16 protein-coding genes are annotated in these 18,422 nt (G+C 58.8%); 8 read left to right on the forward strand and 8 right to left on the reverse strand.

Going from position 1 to position 18,422, the window contains the following annotated elements; genetic code table 11:
* From dnaA to D8B20_RS00030, 6 genes are all read left to right on the forward strand, one after another.
* Positions 1-1,404, forward strand: coding sequence for a chromosomal replication initiator protein DnaA (dnaA, locus tag D8B20_RS00005; protein ID WP_145885974.1), 1,404 nt, complete (start codon positions 1-3; stop codon positions 1,402-1,404).
* A 5-nt stretch (positions 1,405-1,409) separates the two neighbouring features.
* The gene (dnaN, locus tag D8B20_RS00010) at positions 1,410-2,510 is read left to right on the forward strand and encodes a DNA polymerase III subunit beta (RefSeq protein ID WP_145885976.1); all 1,101 of its coding nucleotides are present in this window, start codon (positions 1,410-1,412) and stop codon (positions 2,508-2,510) included.
* A 171-nt stretch (positions 2,511-2,681) separates the two neighbouring features.
* The gene (gene recF, locus D8B20_RS00015; protein ID WP_145885977.1) at positions 2,682-3,767 is read left to right on the forward strand and encodes a DNA replication/repair protein RecF; all 1,086 of its coding nucleotides are present in this window, start codon (positions 2,682-2,684) and stop codon (positions 3,765-3,767) included.
* A gap of 17 nt (positions 3,768-3,784) precedes the next feature.
* A complete protein-coding gene (gene gyrB, locus D8B20_RS00020) occupies positions 3,785-6,193 on the forward strand; it encodes a DNA topoisomerase (ATP-hydrolyzing) subunit B (protein ID WP_145885980.1) in 2,409 nt (802 codons plus the stop codon).
* Between the two features lie 192 nt (positions 6,194-6,385).
* A complete protein-coding gene (gene yidA, locus D8B20_RS00025) occupies positions 6,386-7,195 on the forward strand; it encodes a sugar-phosphatase (RefSeq protein WP_145885982.1) in 810 nt (269 codons plus the stop codon).
* Positions 7,196-7,340: 145 nt separating this feature from the next.
* Complete coding sequence (locus D8B20_RS00030; RefSeq protein ID WP_145885984.1) at positions 7,341-8,597, forward strand: YidR family protein; 1,257 nt, start codon at positions 7,341-7,343, stop codon at positions 8,595-8,597.
* Here D8B20_RS00030 and D8B20_RS00035 read toward each other — a convergent pair.
* Positions 8,581-8,934 (reverse strand): YceK/YidQ family lipoprotein, encoded by a 354-nt coding sequence (locus tag D8B20_RS00035; protein ID WP_145890314.1) that lies wholly within the window; start codon positions 8,932-8,934, stop codon positions 8,581-8,583. The two genes, D8B20_RS00030 and D8B20_RS00035, sit on opposite strands and share 17 nt — an antisense overlap.
* A 283-nt stretch (positions 8,935-9,217) precedes the next feature.
* On the opposite strand from D8B20_RS00035, the gene ibpA reads away from it, so the two are divergent.
* Positions 9,218-9,634 (forward strand): small heat shock chaperone IbpA, encoded by a 417-nt coding sequence (ibpA, locus tag D8B20_RS00040; RefSeq protein WP_145885986.1) that lies wholly within the window; start codon positions 9,218-9,220, stop codon positions 9,632-9,634.
* A gap of 69 nt (positions 9,635-9,703) precedes the next feature.
* On the opposite strand, the gene D8B20_RS00045 is transcribed toward ibpA, so the two are convergent.
* Genes D8B20_RS00045 through D8B20_RS00070 form a run of 6 tightly spaced genes read right to left on the reverse strand, consistent with a single transcriptional unit; the run spans position 9,704 to position 15,422 of the window.
* Positions 9,704-10,609: an EamA family transporter gene (locus tag D8B20_RS00045; RefSeq protein WP_145885988.1), complete on the reverse strand. Its 906-nt coding sequence runs from the start codon at positions 10,607-10,609 to the stop codon at positions 9,704-9,706.
* 20 nt (positions 10,610-10,629) lie between these two features.
* Complete coding sequence (locus D8B20_RS00050) at positions 10,630-11,130, reverse strand: YbaK/EbsC family protein (RefSeq protein ID WP_145885990.1); 501 nt, start codon at positions 11,128-11,130, stop codon at positions 10,630-10,632.
* Between the two features lie 26 nt (positions 11,131-11,156).
* Positions 11,157-11,957 carry a 2OG-Fe(II)-dependent halogenase WelO5 family protein gene (locus D8B20_RS00055; RefSeq protein ID WP_145885992.1) on the reverse strand — a complete coding sequence of 267 codons (801 nt, stop codon included), beginning with the start codon at positions 11,955-11,957 and terminating at the stop codon, positions 11,157-11,159.
* Between the two features lie 5 nt (positions 11,958-11,962).
* Positions 11,963-12,673: a class II glutamine amidotransferase gene (locus D8B20_RS00060; RefSeq protein WP_145885994.1), complete on the reverse strand. Its 711-nt coding sequence runs from the start codon at positions 12,671-12,673 to the stop codon at positions 11,963-11,965.
* Complete coding sequence (locus tag D8B20_RS00065; protein ID WP_145885996.1) at positions 12,661-13,938, reverse strand: ATP-grasp domain-containing protein; 1,278 nt, start codon at positions 13,936-13,938, stop codon at positions 12,661-12,663. The genes D8B20_RS00060 and D8B20_RS00065 overlap by 13 nt, the downstream gene beginning before the upstream one ends.
* Before the next feature lie 17 nt (positions 13,939-13,955).
* Complete coding sequence (locus D8B20_RS00070; RefSeq protein WP_145885998.1) at positions 13,956-15,422, reverse strand: hypothetical protein; 1,467 nt, start codon at positions 15,420-15,422, stop codon at positions 13,956-13,958.
* A gap of 181 nt (positions 15,423-15,603) precedes the next feature.
* Here D8B20_RS00070 and D8B20_RS00075 point away from each other — a divergent pair, with 181 nt between their 5' ends.
* The gene (locus D8B20_RS00075) at positions 15,604-17,052 is read left to right on the forward strand and encodes an aminotransferase-like domain-containing protein (RefSeq protein ID WP_145886000.1); all 1,449 of its coding nucleotides are present in this window, start codon (positions 15,604-15,606) and stop codon (positions 17,050-17,052) included.
* Positions 17,053-17,107: 55 nt separating this feature from the next.
* Here the strand turns inward: D8B20_RS00075 and D8B20_RS00080 are convergent, their stop codons facing one another.
* Positions 17,108-18,355, reverse strand: a complete 1,248-nt coding sequence (locus D8B20_RS00080; protein WP_145886002.1) for a valine--pyruvate transaminase — start codon at positions 18,353-18,355, stop codon at positions 17,108-17,110.
* Positions 18,356-18,422: the final 67 nt, after the last annotated feature.

Consider the following 18,422-nt stretch of genomic DNA (forward strand, 5'->3'; position numbering starts at 1 on the left):
GTGTCACTTACGCTTTGGCAACAGTGTCTTGCCCGTTTGCAGGATGAGCTTCCTGCCACCGAATTCAGCATGTGGATTCGTCCACTGCAGGCTGAATTGAACGACAACACGCTGGCCTTGTATGCACCAAATCGGTTTGTACTCGACTGGGTTCGGGATAAATATCTCAACAGTATTAACGGGCTGCTGAATGAATTCTGCGGCGCGAATGTGCCGTTGCTGCGGTTTGAAGTGGGCACGCGTCCGGCTGCACCGGTGGCAGCTACGCAACCGGTAATGGCCAGCAGCGTCAGCGCGCCGGCACCGGTGGAAAACCGTCCGGCGCCGGCACAGCCGCTGCGTCCAAGCTGGGATTCTGTGCCGGCACCGGCTGATGTCACTTACCGCTCCAATGTGAATAACCGCCATAACTTCGATAACTTCGTGGAAGGTAAATCGAACCAGCTGGCGCGCGCGGCGGCACGCCAGGTGGCGGATAATCCGGGCGGTGCCTACAACCCGCTGTTTCTGTATGGCGGTACCGGTCTGGGCAAAACGCACCTGTTACACGCGGTGGGTAACGGCATTATTGCGCGTAAGCCCAATGCCAAAGTGGTGTATATGCACTCGGAGCGTTTTGTACAGGACATGGTGAAAGCGCTGCAAAACAACGCCATTGAAGAATTCAAACGCTACTACCGCTCTGTTGATGCGCTGCTGATCGATGACATCCAGTTTTTTGCTAATAAAGAGCGCTCGCAGGAAGAGTTTTTCCACACCTTCAATGCGCTGCTTGAGGGCAACCAGCAGATTATCCTGACTTCAGATCGCTATCCCAAAGAGATTAACGGGGTAGAAGATCGCCTGAAATCGCGCTTTGGCTGGGGCCTGACGGTGGCGATTGAGCCGCCGGAGCTGGAAACGCGCGTCGCGATCCTGATGAAAAAAGCCGATGAAAACGACATTCGCCTGCCGGGCGAAGTGGCGTTCTTTATTGCGAAACGGCTGCGCTCCAACGTGCGTGAGCTTGAAGGCGCACTGAATCGCGTGATCGCCAATGCCAATTTCACCGGCCGGGCCATCACCATTGATTTTGTGCGTGAAGCGCTGCGCGATCTGCTGGCGCTGCAGGAAAAGCTGGTCACCATCGATAATATTCAGAAGACGGTAGCCGAGTACTACAAAATCAAAGTGGCGGATTTGCTGTCGAAGCGCCGTTCGCGCTCGGTAGCACGTCCGCGTCAGATGGCAATGGCAATGGCAAAAGAGCTCACTAACCACAGCCTGCCGGAAATTGGCGATGCGTTTGGTGGCCGCGACCATACCACCGTGCTCCACGCCTGCCGAAAAATTGAGCAGCTGCGTGAAGAGAGCCACGACATCAAAGAAGATTTCTCTAACCTTATCCGAACTTTATCTTCCTGACGCATATGAAATTTATTGTTGAACGTGAGCAGTTGCTGAAACCCCTGCAACAGGTGAGTGGCCCGCTTGGCGGACGCCCGACGCTGCCGATCCTCGGAAATTTACTGCTGCAGGTCAATGAAGGCACCCTGTTGCTGACCGGGACCGATCTGGAAATGGAAATGGTGGCGCGCGTCGCTCTGACGCAGCCGCACGAGCCAGGTGCGACGACCGTACCGGCGCGTAAATTCCTCGATATCTGCCGCGGCCTGCCCGAAGGCGCGGAGATCAGCCTGACACTGGAAGGCGACCGGATGCTGGTTCGCTCCGGCCGCAGCCGCTTCTCTCTGTCGACGCTGCCTGCCAGCGACTTCCCGAATCTGGACGACTGGCAGAGCGAGGTAGAATTTACCCTGCCGCAGGCGACGCTGAAGCGCCTGATTGAAGCCACGCAGTTCTCCATGGCGCATCAGGATGTGCGTTACTACCTGAACGGCATGCTGTTTGAAACCGAAGGCGAAGAGTTACGTACTGTCGCAACCGACGGCCACCGTCTGGCCGTCTGCGCCATGCCGGTAGGCCAGGCCCTGCCCAGCCATTCGGTGATCGTACCGCGTAAAGGGGTGATTGAACTGGTGCGTCTGCTCGATGGTGGCGAAACGCCGCTGCAGGTGCAGATTGGCAGCAGCAACATCCGTGCGCACGTGGGCGACTTTATCTTTACCTCTAAGCTGGTTGATGGACGTTTCCCGGATTATCGCCGCGTATTGCCGAAAAATCCGGACAAAGCGCTGGAAGCCGGCTGCGATCTGCTGAAGCAGGCGTTTGCCCGTGCGGCAATTCTGTCGAATGAGAAGTTCCGCGGCGTACGCATCTATATCACGGAAAATCAGCTGCGTATTACCGCCAATAACCCGGAACAGGAAGAAGCAGAAGAGATGCTGGACGTCTCCTATAGCGGCACCGAGCTGGAGATTGGCTTTAACGTCAGCTACGTGCTGGATGTGCTGAATGCGCTGAAGTGCGAAAACGTGCGTCTGCTGTTAACCGATTCAGTCTCCAGCGTACAGATTGAAGACGTTGCCAGTCCGGCTGCGGCCTACGTCGTTATGCCCATGCGTTTGTAATAGAAAATATCGGCCTGGCTTACTTGCCATTCTGGTCCCGGGCAGTGCTCGCCCCTGGTCACATACTTCAGTATGCTCCCAGGGCCTGCGCGCTGGCCGTGGCCAGACTGCCTGCGCCGCCAACGGCCTGGATTGTTAATGTTAGGCAACCCCCTCTGGCTGGATTGATTCATGGCTTTAACCCGCCTCCTGATTAAAGATTTTCGCAACATTGAGCAGGCTGATTTAGACCTCGTACCCGGCTTTAATTTTCTTGTGGGCGCCAACGGCAGCGGTAAAACCAGCGTGCTGGAAGCGATCTATACCCTGGGCCACGGCCGCGCATTCCGCAGTTTGCAGGCCGGACGCGTCATCCGGCACGATCAGGATGCCTTTGTGCTGCATGGCCGCATTCAGGGGCGTGAGCGCGAACTGGCGGTGGGCCTGACAAAAAATCGCGCCGGCGACAGCAAAGTGCGCATTGACGGCAGTGACGGCCATAAAGTGGCCGAGCTGGCGCAGCTGCTGCCCATGCAGCTGATTACGCCGGAGGGGTTTACTTTGCTTAACGGCGGCCCCAAATACCGCAGGGCCTATATTGACTGGGGCTGCTTCCATGCCTATCCCGGCTTCTTCCTTGCGTGGAGCAATCTGCGCCGCCTGCTGAAACAGCGCAATGCGGCGCTGCGCCAGGCGGTACGCTACAGCCATATCCGGCCGTGGGATCAGGAACTGGTCCCGCTGGCGATGCAGATCAGCCAGTGGCGTGCGGAATACAGCGCGGCGATTGCCAGCGATATCAGGGACACCTGCAGCCAGTTTTTACCGGAGTTTGACCTGACGTTCTCTTTCCAGCGCGGCTGGGATAAAGAGAGCGACTATGGCGAACTGCTGGAACGCAATTTCGAGCGCGATCGCGCGCTGACCTACACCGCCAGCGGCCCACACAAAGCGGATTTCCGGATTCGCGCAGAGGGCACGCCGGTGGAAGATTTACTCTCACGCGGTCAGTTAAAGCTGCTGATGTGTGCGCTGCGACTTGCGCAGGGAGAATTCCTGACGCGCAGCAGCGGACAGCGCTGTCTGTACCTGATTGATGACTTCGCTTCCGAGCTGGATGACACCCGTCGCCGCCTGCTGGCCGGACGCCTGAAAGCCACGCAGGCTCAGGTATTTGTCAGCGCCATTGGTGTCGAGCATGTAATCGATATGAGCGACGAAAAGGGCAAGATGTTCCGCGTGGAACAGGGTAAAATAGCGGTTCAACCTGAAGATTAAATGAGCGAGAAACGTTGATGTCGAATTCTTATGACTCCTCAAGTATCAAAGTCCTGAAAGGGCTTGATGCGGTACGCAAACGCCCGGGTATGTACATCGGCGATACGGATGACGGCACCGGTCTGCATCACATGGTATTCGAGGTCGTGGACAACGCCATCGACGAAGCGCTCGCGGGCCACTGTAGTGATATCGTGGTGACCATCCACGCCGATAATTCTGTTTCCGTTCAGGATGATGGCCGTGGTATTCCCACCGGCATTCACCCGGAAGAGGGCGTATCTGCCGCAGAAGTGATCATGACTGTGCTGCACGCCGGCGGGAAGTTTGATGACAACTCCTACAAAGTTTCCGGTGGTCTGCATGGCGTTGGCGTGTCCGTTGTAAATGCCCTGTCGCAGAAGCTGGAGCTGACCATCCGTCGCGATGGCAAAGTGCACCAGCAGACTTACGTGCACGGTGTTCCGCAGGCACCGCTGGCCGTTACCGGTGACACGGATGCTACCGGAACGCGCGTGCGCTTCTGGCCCAGCCACGAAACCTTTACCAACGTCACGGATTTCGAGTATGAAATTCTGGCGAAGCGCCTGCGCGAGCTGTCATTCCTCAACTCCGGCGTGTCGATTCGTCTGGAAGACAAACGTGACGATAAGAGCGATCACTACCATTACGAAGGCGGCATTAAAGCCTTCGTTGAGCACCTGAACCGCAACAAGAACCCGATTCACCCGAATGTGTTCTACTTCTCAACGGAGAAAGACGGTATCGGCGTGGAAGTGGCGCTGCAGTGGAACGATGGGTTCCAGGAAAACATCTACTGCTTCACCAACAACATTCCGCAGCGCGACGGCGGTACACACCTGGCCGGTTTCCGCGCCGCGATGACGCGTACGCTGAATGCCTATATGGATAAAGAAGGCTACAGCAAAAAAGCCAAAGTCAGCGCGACCGGTGATGACGCGCGTGAAGGGCTGGTTGCCGTGGTGTCGGTGAAAGTACCGGATCCGAAGTTCTCTTCACAGACCAAAGACAAACTGGTCTCCTCTGAGGTGAAATCGGCCGTTGAGCAGCAGATGAATGAACTGCTGAGCGAATACCTGCTGGAAAATCCGTCAGACGCGAAAATCGTGGTGGGCAAAATCATTGACGCTGCCCGTGCGCGTGAAGCCGCGCGCCGTGCCCGTGAGATGACCCGCCGTAAAGGGGCGCTGGATCTGGCTGGCCTGCCGGGCAAGCTGGCGGACTGTCAGGAGCGCGACCCGGCGCTGTCTGAAATCTACCTGGTGGAGGGTGACTCTGCAGGCGGTTCGGCCAAGCAGGGACGTAACCGTAAAAACCAGGCGATTCTGCCGCTGAAAGGTAAAATCCTGAACGTTGAGAAGGCGCGTTTCGACAAAATGCTCTCTTCGCAGGAAGTGGCTACGCTGATTACCGCGCTGGGCTGCGGCATTGGTCGCGATGAGTACAACCCGGATAAACTGCGCTATCACAGCATCATCATCATGACCGATGCGGACGTCGATGGTTCCCACATCCGCACGCTGCTGCTGACCTTCTTCTATCGTCAGATGCCGGAAATCATTGAGCGCGGCCACGTCTATATCGCGCAGCCGCCGCTCTACAAAGTGAAGAAAGGCAAGCAGGAGCAGTACATCAAAGATGATGACGCGATGGATCAGTACAAAATCGCCATCGCGATGGACGGTGCCACGCTGCACACCAACGCCAGCGCGCCTGCGCTGGGAGGTGAGCCACTGGAAAACCTGGTTGCCGAGTACAACAGCACGCAGAAAATGATCAAACGCATGGAGCGTCGCTTCCCGGTTGCGCTGCTGCGCGCGCTGATTTATCGCCCGACGCTGAGCGATCTCAGTGACGAAGCGGCAGTAACAGCCTGGCTCGACGCGCTGGTCGCGGAGCTCAACGAGCGCGAAGCGCACGGCAGCAGCTATGTGGCGCAGGTGCGTGAGAACCGCGAACAGCAGCTGTTTGAGCCGGTGCTGCGCGTGCGTACGCACGGTGTGGATACCGATTATCCGCTGGACAGCGAATTCATTGGTGGGCCGGAATACCGTAAAATCTGCGCGCTGGGCGAGCAGTTACGCGGCCTGATCGAAGAAGACGCCTACATTGAACGCGGCGAGCGCCGTCAGCCAGTGAACAGTTTCGAACAGGCCATTGAGTGGCTGGTGAAAGAGTCCACGCGTGGTCTTTCCGTACAGCGCTATAAAGGCCTGGGTGAGATGAACCCGGATCAGCTGTGGGAAACCACTATGGACCCGGACAGCCGCCGCATGCTGCGTGTCACCATTAAAGACGCCATTGCCGCTGACCAGCTGTTCACCACGCTGATGGGCGATGCGGTTGAACCGCGCCGCGCCTTCATCGAAGAGAACGCGCTGAAAGCCGCCAATATCGATATCTGATAGCGTTAAACCCTTCCCCGGCGGGAAGGGTTTTTTCTTTTATTCGTCTATTACGCCCTTCGTTTTTTTCCCGCCTGTCTCAGTCCGGTTCGGTCTGAAGCCAATCCCAGCCCCTGCCGCGCCGATAAACTGGTCAATGTGAGCTGAATCGCGCTAGCATTAAAGCCAGACCCTGAATGAACCGAGGACGTTATGGCGATAAAACTGATTGCGATCGATATGGACGGTACGCTGCTCAACCCGCAGCACGAGATTACCCCTGCGGTAAAAGCCGCCATTGGCCGGGCGCGGGATAAAGGGGTGTCGATTGTGCTGGCAACCGGACGTCCTTTTGTGGGTGTTCAGCGATATCTGATGGAGCTCGATCTGCAGCAGGAAGGTCAATACTGCATCAGTAACAATGGCGCGCTGGTGCACAGTGCCGCGCGGGGTGACGTGGTGGCGGAGAAGACGCTCGGATTTGAGGATTACCGCTATCTGGAGCAGCTGGCGCGTGAACTCGGCGTGCATTTTCAGGCTTTCGACAAAGCGTATCTCTATACTCCGAACAAAGACATCAGCGAATACACCATCCATGAAGCCAGTCTGACCGGCATTCCGGTGCGCTATCGTGCCGTGGAAGAGATGGACCCCGCCACGCGCTTTCCCAAGATTATGATGATCGATAAGCCAGCGCTGCTGGACAAAGCGATTGCGGCCCTGCCTGCCCGCGCGCGCGACAGCTATACCATTCTGAAAAGCGCCCCTTACTATCTTGAAATCCTTAACCCGGTGGTGAACAAGGGTTATGGCGTGAAAATGCTGGCGGAAAAGCTCGGTCTGCAGCCGTCAGAAGTGATGGCGATTGGCGATCAGGAGAACGATCTGGCGATGATTGAATACGCCGGAACCGGTGTGGCCATGGGAAATGCGATTGAATCAGTGAAGAACATTGCGCAGTTCGTTACCAAAACCAATATGGAAGAGGGTGTGGCGCACGCCATTGAAGAGCTTGTGCTGTAAGCCCGGCAGAAACGTCTGCAGGCCGGCTCATCTGCCAGGCCTGCGCTACGCGCCATCGCGTCCGGCCATCTGCAGCAGTAACAGGGCGGCAGTCCGTGGCGGAATTGCGAAATTTGTCTGTCCTTTGCGGGAATGAAGCCGGTCCATGTCAGAAAAACAACTCACTTTTGCACAGCGCCATCATCAACTGACCAATATCAATGTCTGGACCGCCGACAGCCAGTGGCTGGCGTTTGACGTCCGGCCTTCCGGCGCCTCATTTACTGGCCTGACGATTGAGCGCGTTCAGGTGACCACCGGCGCGGTGGAGGTGCTGTATCAGGCGCGCGACGGTGCGCATGTGGGGGTGGTGACGGTGAGTCCCGATCTGCCGCCGCGCTATGTCTGTATTCACGGCCCTGAACATCCGGATGCTCACTGGCACTACGATTTTCACCACCGGCGCGGGGTGATTGTGCAGCAGGGTATCGCGGAAAACCTTGATGCCTGCGATATTACCGCGCCCTATACGCCCGGTGCGCTGCGCGGGGGGTCCCATGTGCACGTATTCAGTCCGGACGGATCACGCCTGAGTTTCACCTATAACGATCACGTTATGCACGAGCGCGACCCGCGTGAGGATCTGCGCAATGTGGGCGTGGCGGTTCCGCTGCATCCGGTGTCCCCGCCAAAACAGCATCCGCGTGAGTACGCGGGCAGCCATTACTGTGTGCTGGTGAGCCAGACACAGCGCGACCCGCGCCCGGGCAGCGATGAGATTGACCGTGCTTATGAGGAGTGCTGGATCGGCGACCGCGGCTATCAGAAAGCAGACGGCAGCTGGCAGCGCTGGGCGATTGCGTTTATTGGCGATACGCGTAACGCCCAGGGAGAGAAGGTACCGGAAGTGTTTGTGGTGGATTTACCCGACGCGCTGGCGGATTACGCCCGCGCCGGCACTGCGCCGCTCGAGGGGACGCCGGAGCAGCTGCCGGCTCCGCCCGCCGGTGTCCGGCAACGGCGCATTACGCACACGCACGGCCTGGCGCTGCAGCCGCGCCACTGGCTGCGCGCGTCGCCGGACGGCAGCGCGATTGCCTTTTTACTGGCAGATGAACAGGGTGTGATTCAGCTCTGGACCGTGGCACCCGACGGCGGTGCGCCACGTCAGATCACCCGGTTGCACAGCAGTATTCAGTCTGCGTTCAGCTGGCAGCCAGCCGGAGACGCGGTGGCGTTTGTTTGTGACAACAGCGTGATGCGCTGTGAAGTCGCCACGGGTCACTGCACGCGTCTGACACCGCGCAGCGCACTGCCGCCGTGCGGCGATGCGGTGGTGTGGTCACCGGACGGTGAGCAGATCGCCTATATGCGGGAGATCGACGGCTGGCGTCAGCTGTTCTGCGTCAGTGCCCGGGCATAGCGGCTGCGGTGGCGAGGCTGGCTTCGGTGCCAGCCAGCTTTTCACTTTGCAGCACCCGCTCGCGCGGCGAATCGAGGGTTTTGTCGTCATCGGCGCGGAAATAATCCCACGGCAGCAGCAGCGTATCCATCACGGCTGAAAACGGCAGATCGATCAGCGCCAGCGGTTTTATCGCCCAGCTGGATTGATCGTCGGTCAGCAACGCCGCGCTGGCGCGCGTACCGGGATAGTAGCCCTGACTGGCGCCGGTATGAGACATCACGCTGGAACAACCCGAGGCAGCGCAGGCGCAGCAAATCAGCAGGCCCGTAAGCGGAAAGCGTTTCATCATCTTCATCATTATCATCCCTACAGTCATGGCATCGCCCTGGCTGAAGTGTGTCATCTGACTGCAGCATGCTCTGTGGCACGGTCTGTATTATCAGATGAAGTGTCCCCTGAGTGTACGTCATCTCGTCAGTATTGCTGTAAAAAAATACGCATTGCCTCTTGAAAGCGACGCTGATGCACCCATCTTTAAGCTACGGTCGCGCTGCTGTTGCCGTCAGGGACACAGCGCATCGGACAACCTGTCCATGGTGGAAGGTTGCCAAAACTTGCTGATTATCAGGAGTCTTATTATGCGTAATTTTGATCTCTCTCCGCTTTATCGTTCTGCTATCGGTTTCGACCGCCTGTTCAACCTGCTTGAGTCCGGTCAGAACCAGGCAAACGGAGGCTATCCTCCTTACAACGTCGAACTGGTCGATGAGAACCACTATCGCATCACCATCGCCGTAGCAGGATTTGCCCAGAGCGAGTTAGACATCACTGCCCACGACAACATGCTGGTGGTGCGCGGCGCGCATCCTGAGGAACAACAGGAACGTAAGTACCTGTACCAGGGCATCGCCGAGCGCAACTTTGAGCGCAAATTCCAGCTGGCCGATCACATCGTGGTGCGCGATGCGCGTCTCGAACTGGGTCTGTTAAGCATTGATCTGGAACGCATCGTCCCTGAAGAGGCGAAACCGCGCCGGATTGAAATCCTGAAATAAGGATAATGAAGTAAAAATGAACGCCGCAGCAATGCGGCGTTTTTTTATGGGCCGGACGGCAACGGCCGCTCAGGTTCTTACCAGAAAGCGCTGACTCACCATGCCGCCGAACACGTTCACCAGCAGGCCGAGAATGATGACAGAGGCGCCCAGCACCTCCTGAGCGGACAAGGTTTCATCCAGCACCAGGGCGGCGCTGAGGATGCCAACCACCGGTACCAGCAGGGATAACGGTGCCACGCGCCAGGTTTCATAGCGGCTGAGTAGATTGCCCCAGATGGCGTATCCCACGATAGTGGCAACAAACGCCAGATAAATCAGAGCCAGCACGGTCTGCAGCGAAATACCCATCAGGCTGCTGACCATGGCCGCTTCGCCGTCAAACCACCACGAGCAGGCAAAAAACGGCCCCACCGGCACCAGCGCGCTCCACACCACCAGCGACATCACCGGCACCTTGCGGTTGCGCAGAATGATCTTGTTGGTGATATTTCCCAGCCCCCAGGACAGCGCCGCCGCCAGCGTCAGCATCATGGTGGTCAGCGTAATACCAGCCGTTGTCTGGCCCTCCATACCGGCGGTGGCCAGCATGAACATGCCAAGCGTGGCCACGAGGATACCGACGATATGGTTCCAGCGCAGTTTTTCCGCCAGCAGCAGCGCACCCAGCAGCAGCGTAAAGAAAGCCTGCGCCTGCAGCACCAGCGAAGCCAGCCCGGCAGGCATGCCCAGCTTGATGGCGAGGAACAGAAAAGCAAACTGCCCGAAGCTGATGGTCATGCCGTACACCACCAGCCAGCGCAGCGGTATCTGCGGCCGCTTCACAAAAAAGATGGCCGGAAACGCCACCAGGCTAAAACGCAGGCCTGCCAGTAAAAAAGGTGGCATACCCTGCAGGCCGAGTTTGATCACAACAAAGTTCACGCCCCATGCCACGACCACGCACAGCGCCAGCATCATATCTTTAACAGACATACATCCCCTTCCTGCAGCAATCAGGCCGCCGCGGTTACCGGTGTCGCAATATCAGCCTGACAGGCGTCACCCACTATCCGGAAGTAATCATTTACATCCAGCGCCACCGAACGATCCAGCGCGCCGGCGTTAAACCACAGCGTACCGACTTCGCTCAGCCGGGCGTCGACGCACAGCGCCAGCCGGTCATCAAAACTAAACGGCGGCACCGCACCCATTACGCACTGCGTCAGCGCCTGCGCCTGTTCCGGCGCGGCAAAACCTGATTTCCGGCCGCCGATGGCACGCGCCGCGCTCTTGAAATTGATTTTGCAGTCGCCGGGGACAATCGCCAGCAGGAAGCGCGGGGCGGCCCCCTCCGGCATCGCCACTTCCAGCACCATCGCTTTCGCCGCCTGATGCAGCGCATTGCCGCGCAGGGCACTGATGGCTTCCGTCTGCCCCAGCGCCTCGTGCTCCACCACGCGATAGCGGGCCTGATGCGTATCCAGTAACGCGATAACTTTGTCGTAGGTTGTCATGATGTTCTCCTCGTCGAAGGCCGGAATTAGCTCCAGGCAATGGCGTGCTTCATTTTTTTGTCGGTCAGGCCAAAGAAAAAGCCCATGGTGATACGCGTATCGCCTTCCACGCGATCAATCTCGTGATAAAACGCCGGATTAAACAGATAGATATCCCCGCTGCGCGGCGCGAATTCGCAGGTTTCGCTCTCCGCCAGCACGCCACGCTGGTAGCCCAGCTCGCCCGGCGTTTTGAAATGCTCGTCAGCGGGTTGCCATTTTTTATTGAAGATGCGCAGCGCACCGCCTGCGTTGCACTCCTGCAGGCACACCACGCAGCTCAGCTGATGCAGAATGTGCGTCACTGCCAGGTCGCTGCCGGCAGCATCGCGCACAATGTTGTCGTTATGCAGCGGATTGGCGACGCCGTGCGCGTGGAAGCGCACAATGGAACCGGCATACTCACCCAGCGCGGGTTCGCTGGCGGTTTGCAGGCTTTCCAGACGCAGCGCATGGCGCACCCACTCATAGACGTCGGCGCGCAGATGATGCAGTGATGCCGGCAGCGCGGGCTGGATATCGCGCAGCTCGGTAAAATAGTTTTCCGGGGCGGCAGTGTGTTTTGCCAGATAAGGGCCGAGCGTGGTCAGCGCGCCATTCGGGTAGTGCGATACCCGCACCTGTTCGCGACACTGCTGTAAATCCGCCACCACCGCGCACCGGGCTTCCGGAGTCAGGAAGTTGCGCAGCACCAGCAGCGGCACGCGTGCGGTCACGATGTCATCCAGCCAGGTGCTCTCCACGTACATCTGCGGGTTGATAATGCGAATCTGATTAAAAATGGCCATGCTGTTCACTCTCCAAAAGGAATTTCATGAAGTTCATGGTTGCTCATACGGTGCCATTCAGACGCCGTGCCCAGTGCTGAAACAGGTTCAGAAGCGATGTAAATGCGGTTGCTCTGCTGGCAACGATGCAGGGTGAAATAGTCGGGATAGGGCGTGTCGTGCGGGTGCCACTGCCATGCCCAGGCCTTGTGCCGGGTAACAAAAATGGCATTGGCCGCGCTGCCGCCGGGGGCAACCTGCGCCATCTTTGCGCGCAGGTAATCACGCGTGAAGTCTGCAGGCGTAATGCGGTCGACGATGTATTCCAGATACTCTGCGGAATCAAACTGCGAGGCCGCCATGCCCAGCTGCGCATATACGGTGGGCAGAAAACCGTTATGCATCATGTACCACTGTGTCTCACCGCTGGTGCGGGAAAGCGGATGCGAAAAAGCGATGCCCTGATTTTTGCTCAGCGTGGCGTGGCGGACATGCACTGCCAGAAAACGGCTGTGCTGCAGGCGATCAACATCGATATCCGGCAGCGCATCGGCGAACCTGCCGGTGCCATGCAGGGTGCGGATGTGCCCCTGCTCCAGCCACAGGCAGCCCCAGCCGTTGGGGTGTTGTTTGATGGGGCCTTCGTGACAGGCAGTTTCGCCGCAGCTCATGGCGCGCGCCGCATCCAGTACCGCAGCGGCGTCAAACTGGCCGTGTGCCAGAATCATTCTGCACATTGTAAATCTCTCCGTGAAACAAAAGCCGGGCTCGCAGGGAACCGGTGAAAAACTGCCAGCACGTCATCGGTCCGGGCGGCGCTGAGGCGCAGGGTGGCAAGAATACCGGCATGGCGCGTCAGATCGGCGTAGAGCGAGGAGCGCGGTGTCACCGCCAGCGCCGGCAGCTTGAGCGCCGGCAGCAGCTGACCGCGCTGGTGTTGTGCAATCCAGGCCTCCGCTGCTTCACACTGCGCGCGCTGACGCAGCCGCAGGCGGCCAACGGCCTGAGGTTGTACCGGAAAGTGCAGCGCAGGCAGGTCGCGCCCGGCTTCTACCTGAAACGCCACATCGGCCCAGTTGATGCCGGTGACCTCCTCCACCAGATTCACCACGCCCATGCCGGACAGGCGGAATCCCATTTCCACAAAGTGCGGTTCACCGTTAACCACAATAAAATCAATATGAAACGCACCCCGCTGATAGCCAAAGGTGGCGCAGCAGAAGCGCATCAGACGGGTAAAGGCGGCGGGCAGCTGCTGTGCGGCGGTGGCGACATGGCCGGATTCATAAAAGCTGATGCAGCCGTCGGCATCAATGGCCTGTTCTATCACCTTCTGGCAGCAGGTCAGCGCCACCGGGTGACCGTTTGCCACCACGCCCTGCAGTGAGTATTCGTCGCCCGCCAGCCAGCTCTCAACGATAAAACCACTAAAGCCGCGTCCGCCGTAGTTGACGGTATCCAGCAGTTTGTCGATAGCGGCATCCAGCTGGCTGGCTTCGCGAACCAGCCAGATCCCCAGCCCGCCACCGCCATCCACCGGTTTAATCACGCAGGGATACAGCAGCGCCTCACGCGCATCGCGAATGCTGAGCGGGGAGGCGAAAAAGCGAAACTCCGGCTGCGGAAAGTGCGGCCAGGCTTTGCGCAACGCCATACGCTGCGCATATTTATCCGGCGGAATAAACCCCGGACCGGCATCCGGCCCGGCCAGCAGTTCACGCACGCGTGCCGCGCTGGCGTTATAGGCTTCGAATCCGGCCAGGACCACCTGCGGGTGTTCCAGCAGGCCGGCATGCAGGTAAGCCTGTAAGACTTCCCACGGATTCTCCGGGCGATCGAGACGCACAATCAGATCGAACGGCAGCGGGATACTCAGCGACTGGTAATCCACAAAATCGCCCATTTCTGCCAGCACGGTAAAATAGCCGTCGCGCTTTGCCACCGCGCAGTAAGGGTTTTGCCCGTCACGGGTGGCACCAATCTGCAGAAAAATCTTTCTCATTGCGTCGCCTTACCGGGTTACCGCCCGGAAATCACTTCGGTGACTCTGTCCTGGAGTACGCCGTTGTTAACCTGAATCACCGCTTTGTGCGGGTCAAAACGCAGCACGCGCGAGAGCGCATCGCCGCGCGCCCCTTCCAGCAGCGAGCTGACCTGCGCGCTGCGCCAGCAGTGACGCATCTGTGCCAGTGTCAGGCCGGAGAGCTGTGTCAGCTGGTGCGCCAGTGCCACATCGCTGCTGTCACCACGCAGCAGCGCGCGCACCGCCTGCTCGTCCGGTGCCAGCGGCAGCTGCTGCAGCCAGGCGCTGAGCTGCTGGCCTTCGGCGATAAACGGTGAGTAGATCATGCACACCAGCTGCGTTTCACTGAGACCAAACGCGTCCTGCGCAAACTGCGCGGCACGCTGACGCGCGGCGGCGATCGCCGCCTCATCCTGATAGCGTGCCGCCATCTCCGCGATCAGCGGGGGCGGAAAGTCTTTCTGCTGCATCAGGCCCAGCGCAAAGCGCACATATTCGCGAATGCCTTCGGCGTAGCTGCGCTGTAACAGCGTCTCCGCACGCAGACCGCGAATATGTGCCATTAACGTGGGGTTGCCGCAGTCCGATTCGGAAAAGCTGAACATCAGCTCATCAAAGCGGAAGTGCATGAATTCGGTCAGCAGCGCCCAGTGCGCACCGGCCTCGTAAGCGGTGTCCTGATAGATGTTGAAGAACAGCGGATCGCGCGGCAGCTGCCAGGTAATGCGGTGCGCAGGCGTCACCTGGTCGGCCCCGTATATGTCGGTAAAGTAGCGTTCCGCCACGCCGTCCAGCGTCTGCAGAAAGCCGCTGAAGCCGCGCGATTTATCGGCCACTGGCGCAGCAAACAGCCGGGAAAGGTGGCGCGCCCAGGCAAGGTAGGCTGTCTGTTCCTGCGGTGAATCACCGGTGATGATGACATCAACGCCGCCGTCGTAATGGGCCGCCAGACCAAACGAGTTCACCATGCTGAGATTACAGGCGTTACAGAACGTGGAGCGCGCGTCGGCGCGGAAGCGATGGCCATTCATCAGCACATCATTGCGGTTCTGCTGACGCACGCTCTCCGGCATCGGCAGGTGGCGCGCAAAAGGGCGGATCTGCAGACCATCGGTGACCAGACACTCGGTGAACGCATCATCATGGATGTGCAGGGCGCGATAGACGCGATCGATATTCTCCATCACGCTGTCGCTCATGGCGGCATGTCGGTTGGTGCTGATGCGCAGCTGGAAGGTGGTGCCGTGCGCCTGCCAGATCAGGCCCTGAATGTAGCGCACATACGCCACCATGTAGCTGCTGTCTTTACCGCCGCCGTAGGCAAGCAGGACGCGGTTTTCTGCCGGTTGGGCAGGGCGCGGCAGGGCGGCCAGGAGACGGCGGGAACAGTGCCGGGCAGACTCGATAATTGCCGGCGTCAGATAGCCTTCAATGTCTCTCATCATGGCGGACAGATTATGCATTTTTTACTTCATCCTTTGGCTAATAAAATGGCCACTGCCGGACCGCGGGCAATGGGCAGAAAAGGGGCCACGAAGATGCAACAGCATGCGTGTCTGCGGCGGAATTAACTGATGCAGCCTAAAGTACTTTGAATGTAATCTGCTGGAAACGCACAGATCAGTACGATATGGGGTGGAACAGATGACGGATGTAAGCGGTGAACAGGAGAGTCAGGGCAGTCGCTACCGCCAGATTGCTGAGCAGATAAAACAGGCGATCCACAGCGGTTCGCTGGCACCGGACAGCCGTTTGCCTTCGGTGCGCACGCTGGCCACGCAGTACAACGTCAGCATGACCACGGCGCTGAAAACATTACGCACGCTTGAGGATGAGCGCTATGCGGTGGCGCGCCCGAAGTCGGGCTTTTTTGTGGCGCCGCGAGTGGCAGAGAAAAAAGTCCCGGCGCTGTTCAGCGAGCAGCCGCGCGAGGTGGCACCGCTGGATGAGCAAACGGAGCTGCATCTGGCGATGCTGGGCTCGGACTGTCGCGTCCGGCTCGATCTCGCTAACGGTGATATCGCGCTTTATCCGGTAAAAAAGCTGGGTCTGCTGATGCGCCAGATGGGCTACAGCAAACCGGCGCTGCTGGGCAATACGGTGAAAGGCACCGGCTATGCGCCGCTGAAAAATGAGATCGCCCGCCGCGCGGTGGAGTATGGCTGCAATATCAGCGCGGACGACATCTTAATTACCAACGGCTGCATTGAGGCCATCTCGCTGGCGCTGCGCGCCACCACCCGGCCCGGCGATATTGTGGCGGTAGAGTCACCCTGTTATTTCGTGCTGCTGCAGATGCTGCACAATCTGAATCTGCGCGTCATAGAAGTGGAGGCCGGGCCGGAAGGGTACGTCAACGTGGAGAAACTCACCGCGTTATTTCAGCGCAAAGCGGTGCAGGCGTATCTCACCATCAGCAACATCAATAATCCCCTGGGTAAAAGCATTCCCAATGAGCAGAAAGCCTACATTGCGCGCCAGGCGGACGAGAATGACGTGGTGATTATCGAAGATGATATCTTTGGCGACACCGCGTTTGGCGATCGTCGTCCGTTTCCGATGCGCGCCTTTAGTCCGAACGCCATTCTGTGCAGCGGCTTCTCCAAAACCGTGGCGCCCGGTATTCGTATCGGCTGGGTGCACAGTGCGAACTACATGCGCAAAATCGCCTCCCTGAAATACACCACCAGCATGGGCACGTCGGTGCTCTCGCAGGCCGCCATCGCGGAACTGCTGCGCAGCGGCGGCTACGATGCCCATCTGCGCAAACTGCGGCGCGAACTGAAAAAGCAGATACAGCAGATGCGTCAGGCCGTGCTGCGTTATTTCCCGCCGGGGACGCGCGTTTCTGATCCGGAAGGCGGCTATGTATTATGGGTGACGATGCCGCATCAGGCGCTGAATGTGCGTGCGCTGTTTCTTAAGGCGCGCAATGCCGGGATTGGTATTGCGCCGGGGCATATATTCGCCACCGATCACCGCTACGATCACTGTTTCCGGCTGAACGCCGGGTTTGGCTGGAATGCAGAGGTGGAGCAGGCAATTCAGCAGCTGGCACAGTGGTGCCAGCTGTCATTACCCGCGTCACAATAAGCCCGCCGCACCGCGAAAGCCTGCGCGCTGCAGAATTGCGGCACGCAGGTACGGATTAACCGGCAAACGCGCTTTCCAGCTCTTCGGCCAGGATCTGAACCGCTCGCTCAATCTTGCTGGCTTCCGGCACGTAGTTCATGCGCATGCACTGATGGGTGTGCGGCCACGCCTGTTCCAGGCCCGGGAAGAAGAAGTGGCCTGGCACCATCAGCACGCCGCGCGCTTTCAGCCGCTGATAGAGCGCCTCGGTGGTGATCGGTAAATCACGGAACCACAGCCAGAGAAAAATTGCCCCTTCCGGCTTGTGAATCAGACAGCGATCCTCCGGCAGATAACGGCGCAGAATCGCCAGCGTCTCGCGCAATTTATCCTGATAGAACGGGCGGATAACCTCCTGCGACAGGCGCAGCAGATCGCCGCGTACAATCATCTCATTCGCCAGCGCCGGCCCCATGCTGCCCGGTGCCAGACTGATGATGCCGTTCATGTTGCCGATCGCGCTGATGGTTTTCTCATCGGCAACGATGATGCCGCAGCGGGCACCCGGCAGACCGAGTTTTGACAGGCTCATGCACAGAATGGTGTTCGGGTTCCACAGCGGGCGCGCTTCACTGAAGATGATGCCGGGGAACGGCACGCCGTAGGCGTTATCAATCAGCAGCGGTATGTCGTGCTGCTGTGCCAGCGCGTCAAGCTGCAGCAGCTCTTCATCGGTGATCACGTTGCCGGTCGGATTGGTCGGCCGCGAGACGCAGATTAACCCCACATCGTCATTCAGCGGCAGGTGGTCAAAATCCACGTGGTATTTGAACTGGCCTTCCGGCAGCAGCTCAATGGTGGGTCTGGCAGAGACAAACAGATCCTCCTCCAGCCCGGCATCCGCATAGCCAAGATACTCAGGCGCCAGCGGAAACAGCACGCGCCTGCGGCTGCCATCGGCGCGGCGGCCGGCAAACAGGTTAAACAGATAGAAGAACGCGCTCTGGCTGCCGTTGGTCAGCGCAATGTTCTGCGGCGTAACCTGCCAGCCCAGCTCATCGCGCAGCAGGGCGGCAAGGGATTCCAGCAGCAACGTTTTGCCGCGCGGGCCGTCATAGTTACACAGCGCTTCGCTGAGCTTGCCCTCCTGATGCATCTGCAGCAGCAGCTGGCTGAAGTAATCGTTGATGGCCGGAATCTGCGCCGGATTGCCGCCGCCCAGCATGATCGTGCCGGGCGTGCGCAGGCCTTCTCCCATGTCTTCCATCAGACGTGAGATGCCGGTGTGCTGGGTAAATTTGTCGCCGAACTGAGAAAAAGACATAGGAAGTAAAAATAATGTGAGTGCGAATGGGGAAACCACCATAGCGCCCGCTGCGGGCAGGCGCAAT

Source organism: Candidatus Pantoea soli (genome assembly GCF_007833795.1).
Taxonomy (GTDB): Bacteria; Pseudomonadota; Gammaproteobacteria; order Enterobacterales; family Enterobacteriaceae; genus Pantoea; species Pantoea soli.

Coding starts and splice junctions, on each gene's coding strand:
- dnaN (WP_145885976.1), top strand. CDS start 1,410: ATGAAATTTATTGTTGAACGTGAGCAGTTGCTGAAACCCCTGCAACAG.
- recF (WP_145885977.1), top strand. CDS start 2,682: ATGGCTTTAACCCGCCTCCTGATTAAAGATTTTCGCAACATTGAGCAG.
- gyrB (WP_145885980.1), top strand. CDS start 3,785: ATGTCGAATTCTTATGACTCCTCAAGTATCAAAGTCCTGAAAGGGCTT.
- yidA (WP_145885982.1), top strand. CDS start 6,386: ATGGCGATAAAACTGATTGCGATCGATATGGACGGTACGCTGCTCAAC.
- D8B20_RS00030 (WP_145885984.1), top strand. CDS start 7,341: ATGTCAGAAAAACAACTCACTTTTGCACAGCGCCATCATCAACTGACC.
- D8B20_RS00035 (WP_145890314.1), bottom strand. CDS start 8,934: ATGAAGATGATGAAACGCTTTCCGCTTACGGGCCTGCTGATTTGCTGC.
- ibpA (WP_145885986.1), top strand. CDS start 9,218: ATGCGTAATTTTGATCTCTCTCCGCTTTATCGTTCTGCTATCGGTTTC.
- D8B20_RS00045 (WP_145885988.1), bottom strand. CDS start 10,609: ATGTCTGTTAAAGATATGATGCTGGCGCTGTGCGTGGTCGTGGCATGG.
- D8B20_RS00050 (WP_145885990.1), bottom strand. CDS start 11,130: ATGACAACCTACGACAAAGTTATCGCGTTACTGGATACGCATCAGGCC.
- D8B20_RS00055 (WP_145885992.1), bottom strand. CDS start 11,957: ATGGCCATTTTTAATCAGATTCGCATTATCAACCCGCAGATGTACGTG.
- D8B20_RS00060 (WP_145885994.1), bottom strand. CDS start 12,673: ATGTGCAGAATGATTCTGGCACACGGCCAGTTTGACGCCGCTGCGGTA.
- D8B20_RS00065 (WP_145885996.1), bottom strand. CDS start 13,938: ATGAGAAAGATTTTTCTGCAGATTGGTGCCACCCGTGACGGGCAAAAC.
- D8B20_RS00070 (WP_145885998.1), bottom strand. CDS start 15,422: ATGCATAATCTGTCCGCCATGATGAGAGACATTGAAGGCTATCTGACG.
- D8B20_RS00075 (WP_145886000.1), top strand. CDS start 15,604: ATGACGGATGTAAGCGGTGAACAGGAGAGTCAGGGCAGTCGCTACCGC.
- D8B20_RS00080 (WP_145886002.1), bottom strand. CDS start 18,355: ATGTCTTTTTCTCAGTTCGGCGACAAATTTACCCAGCACACCGGCATC.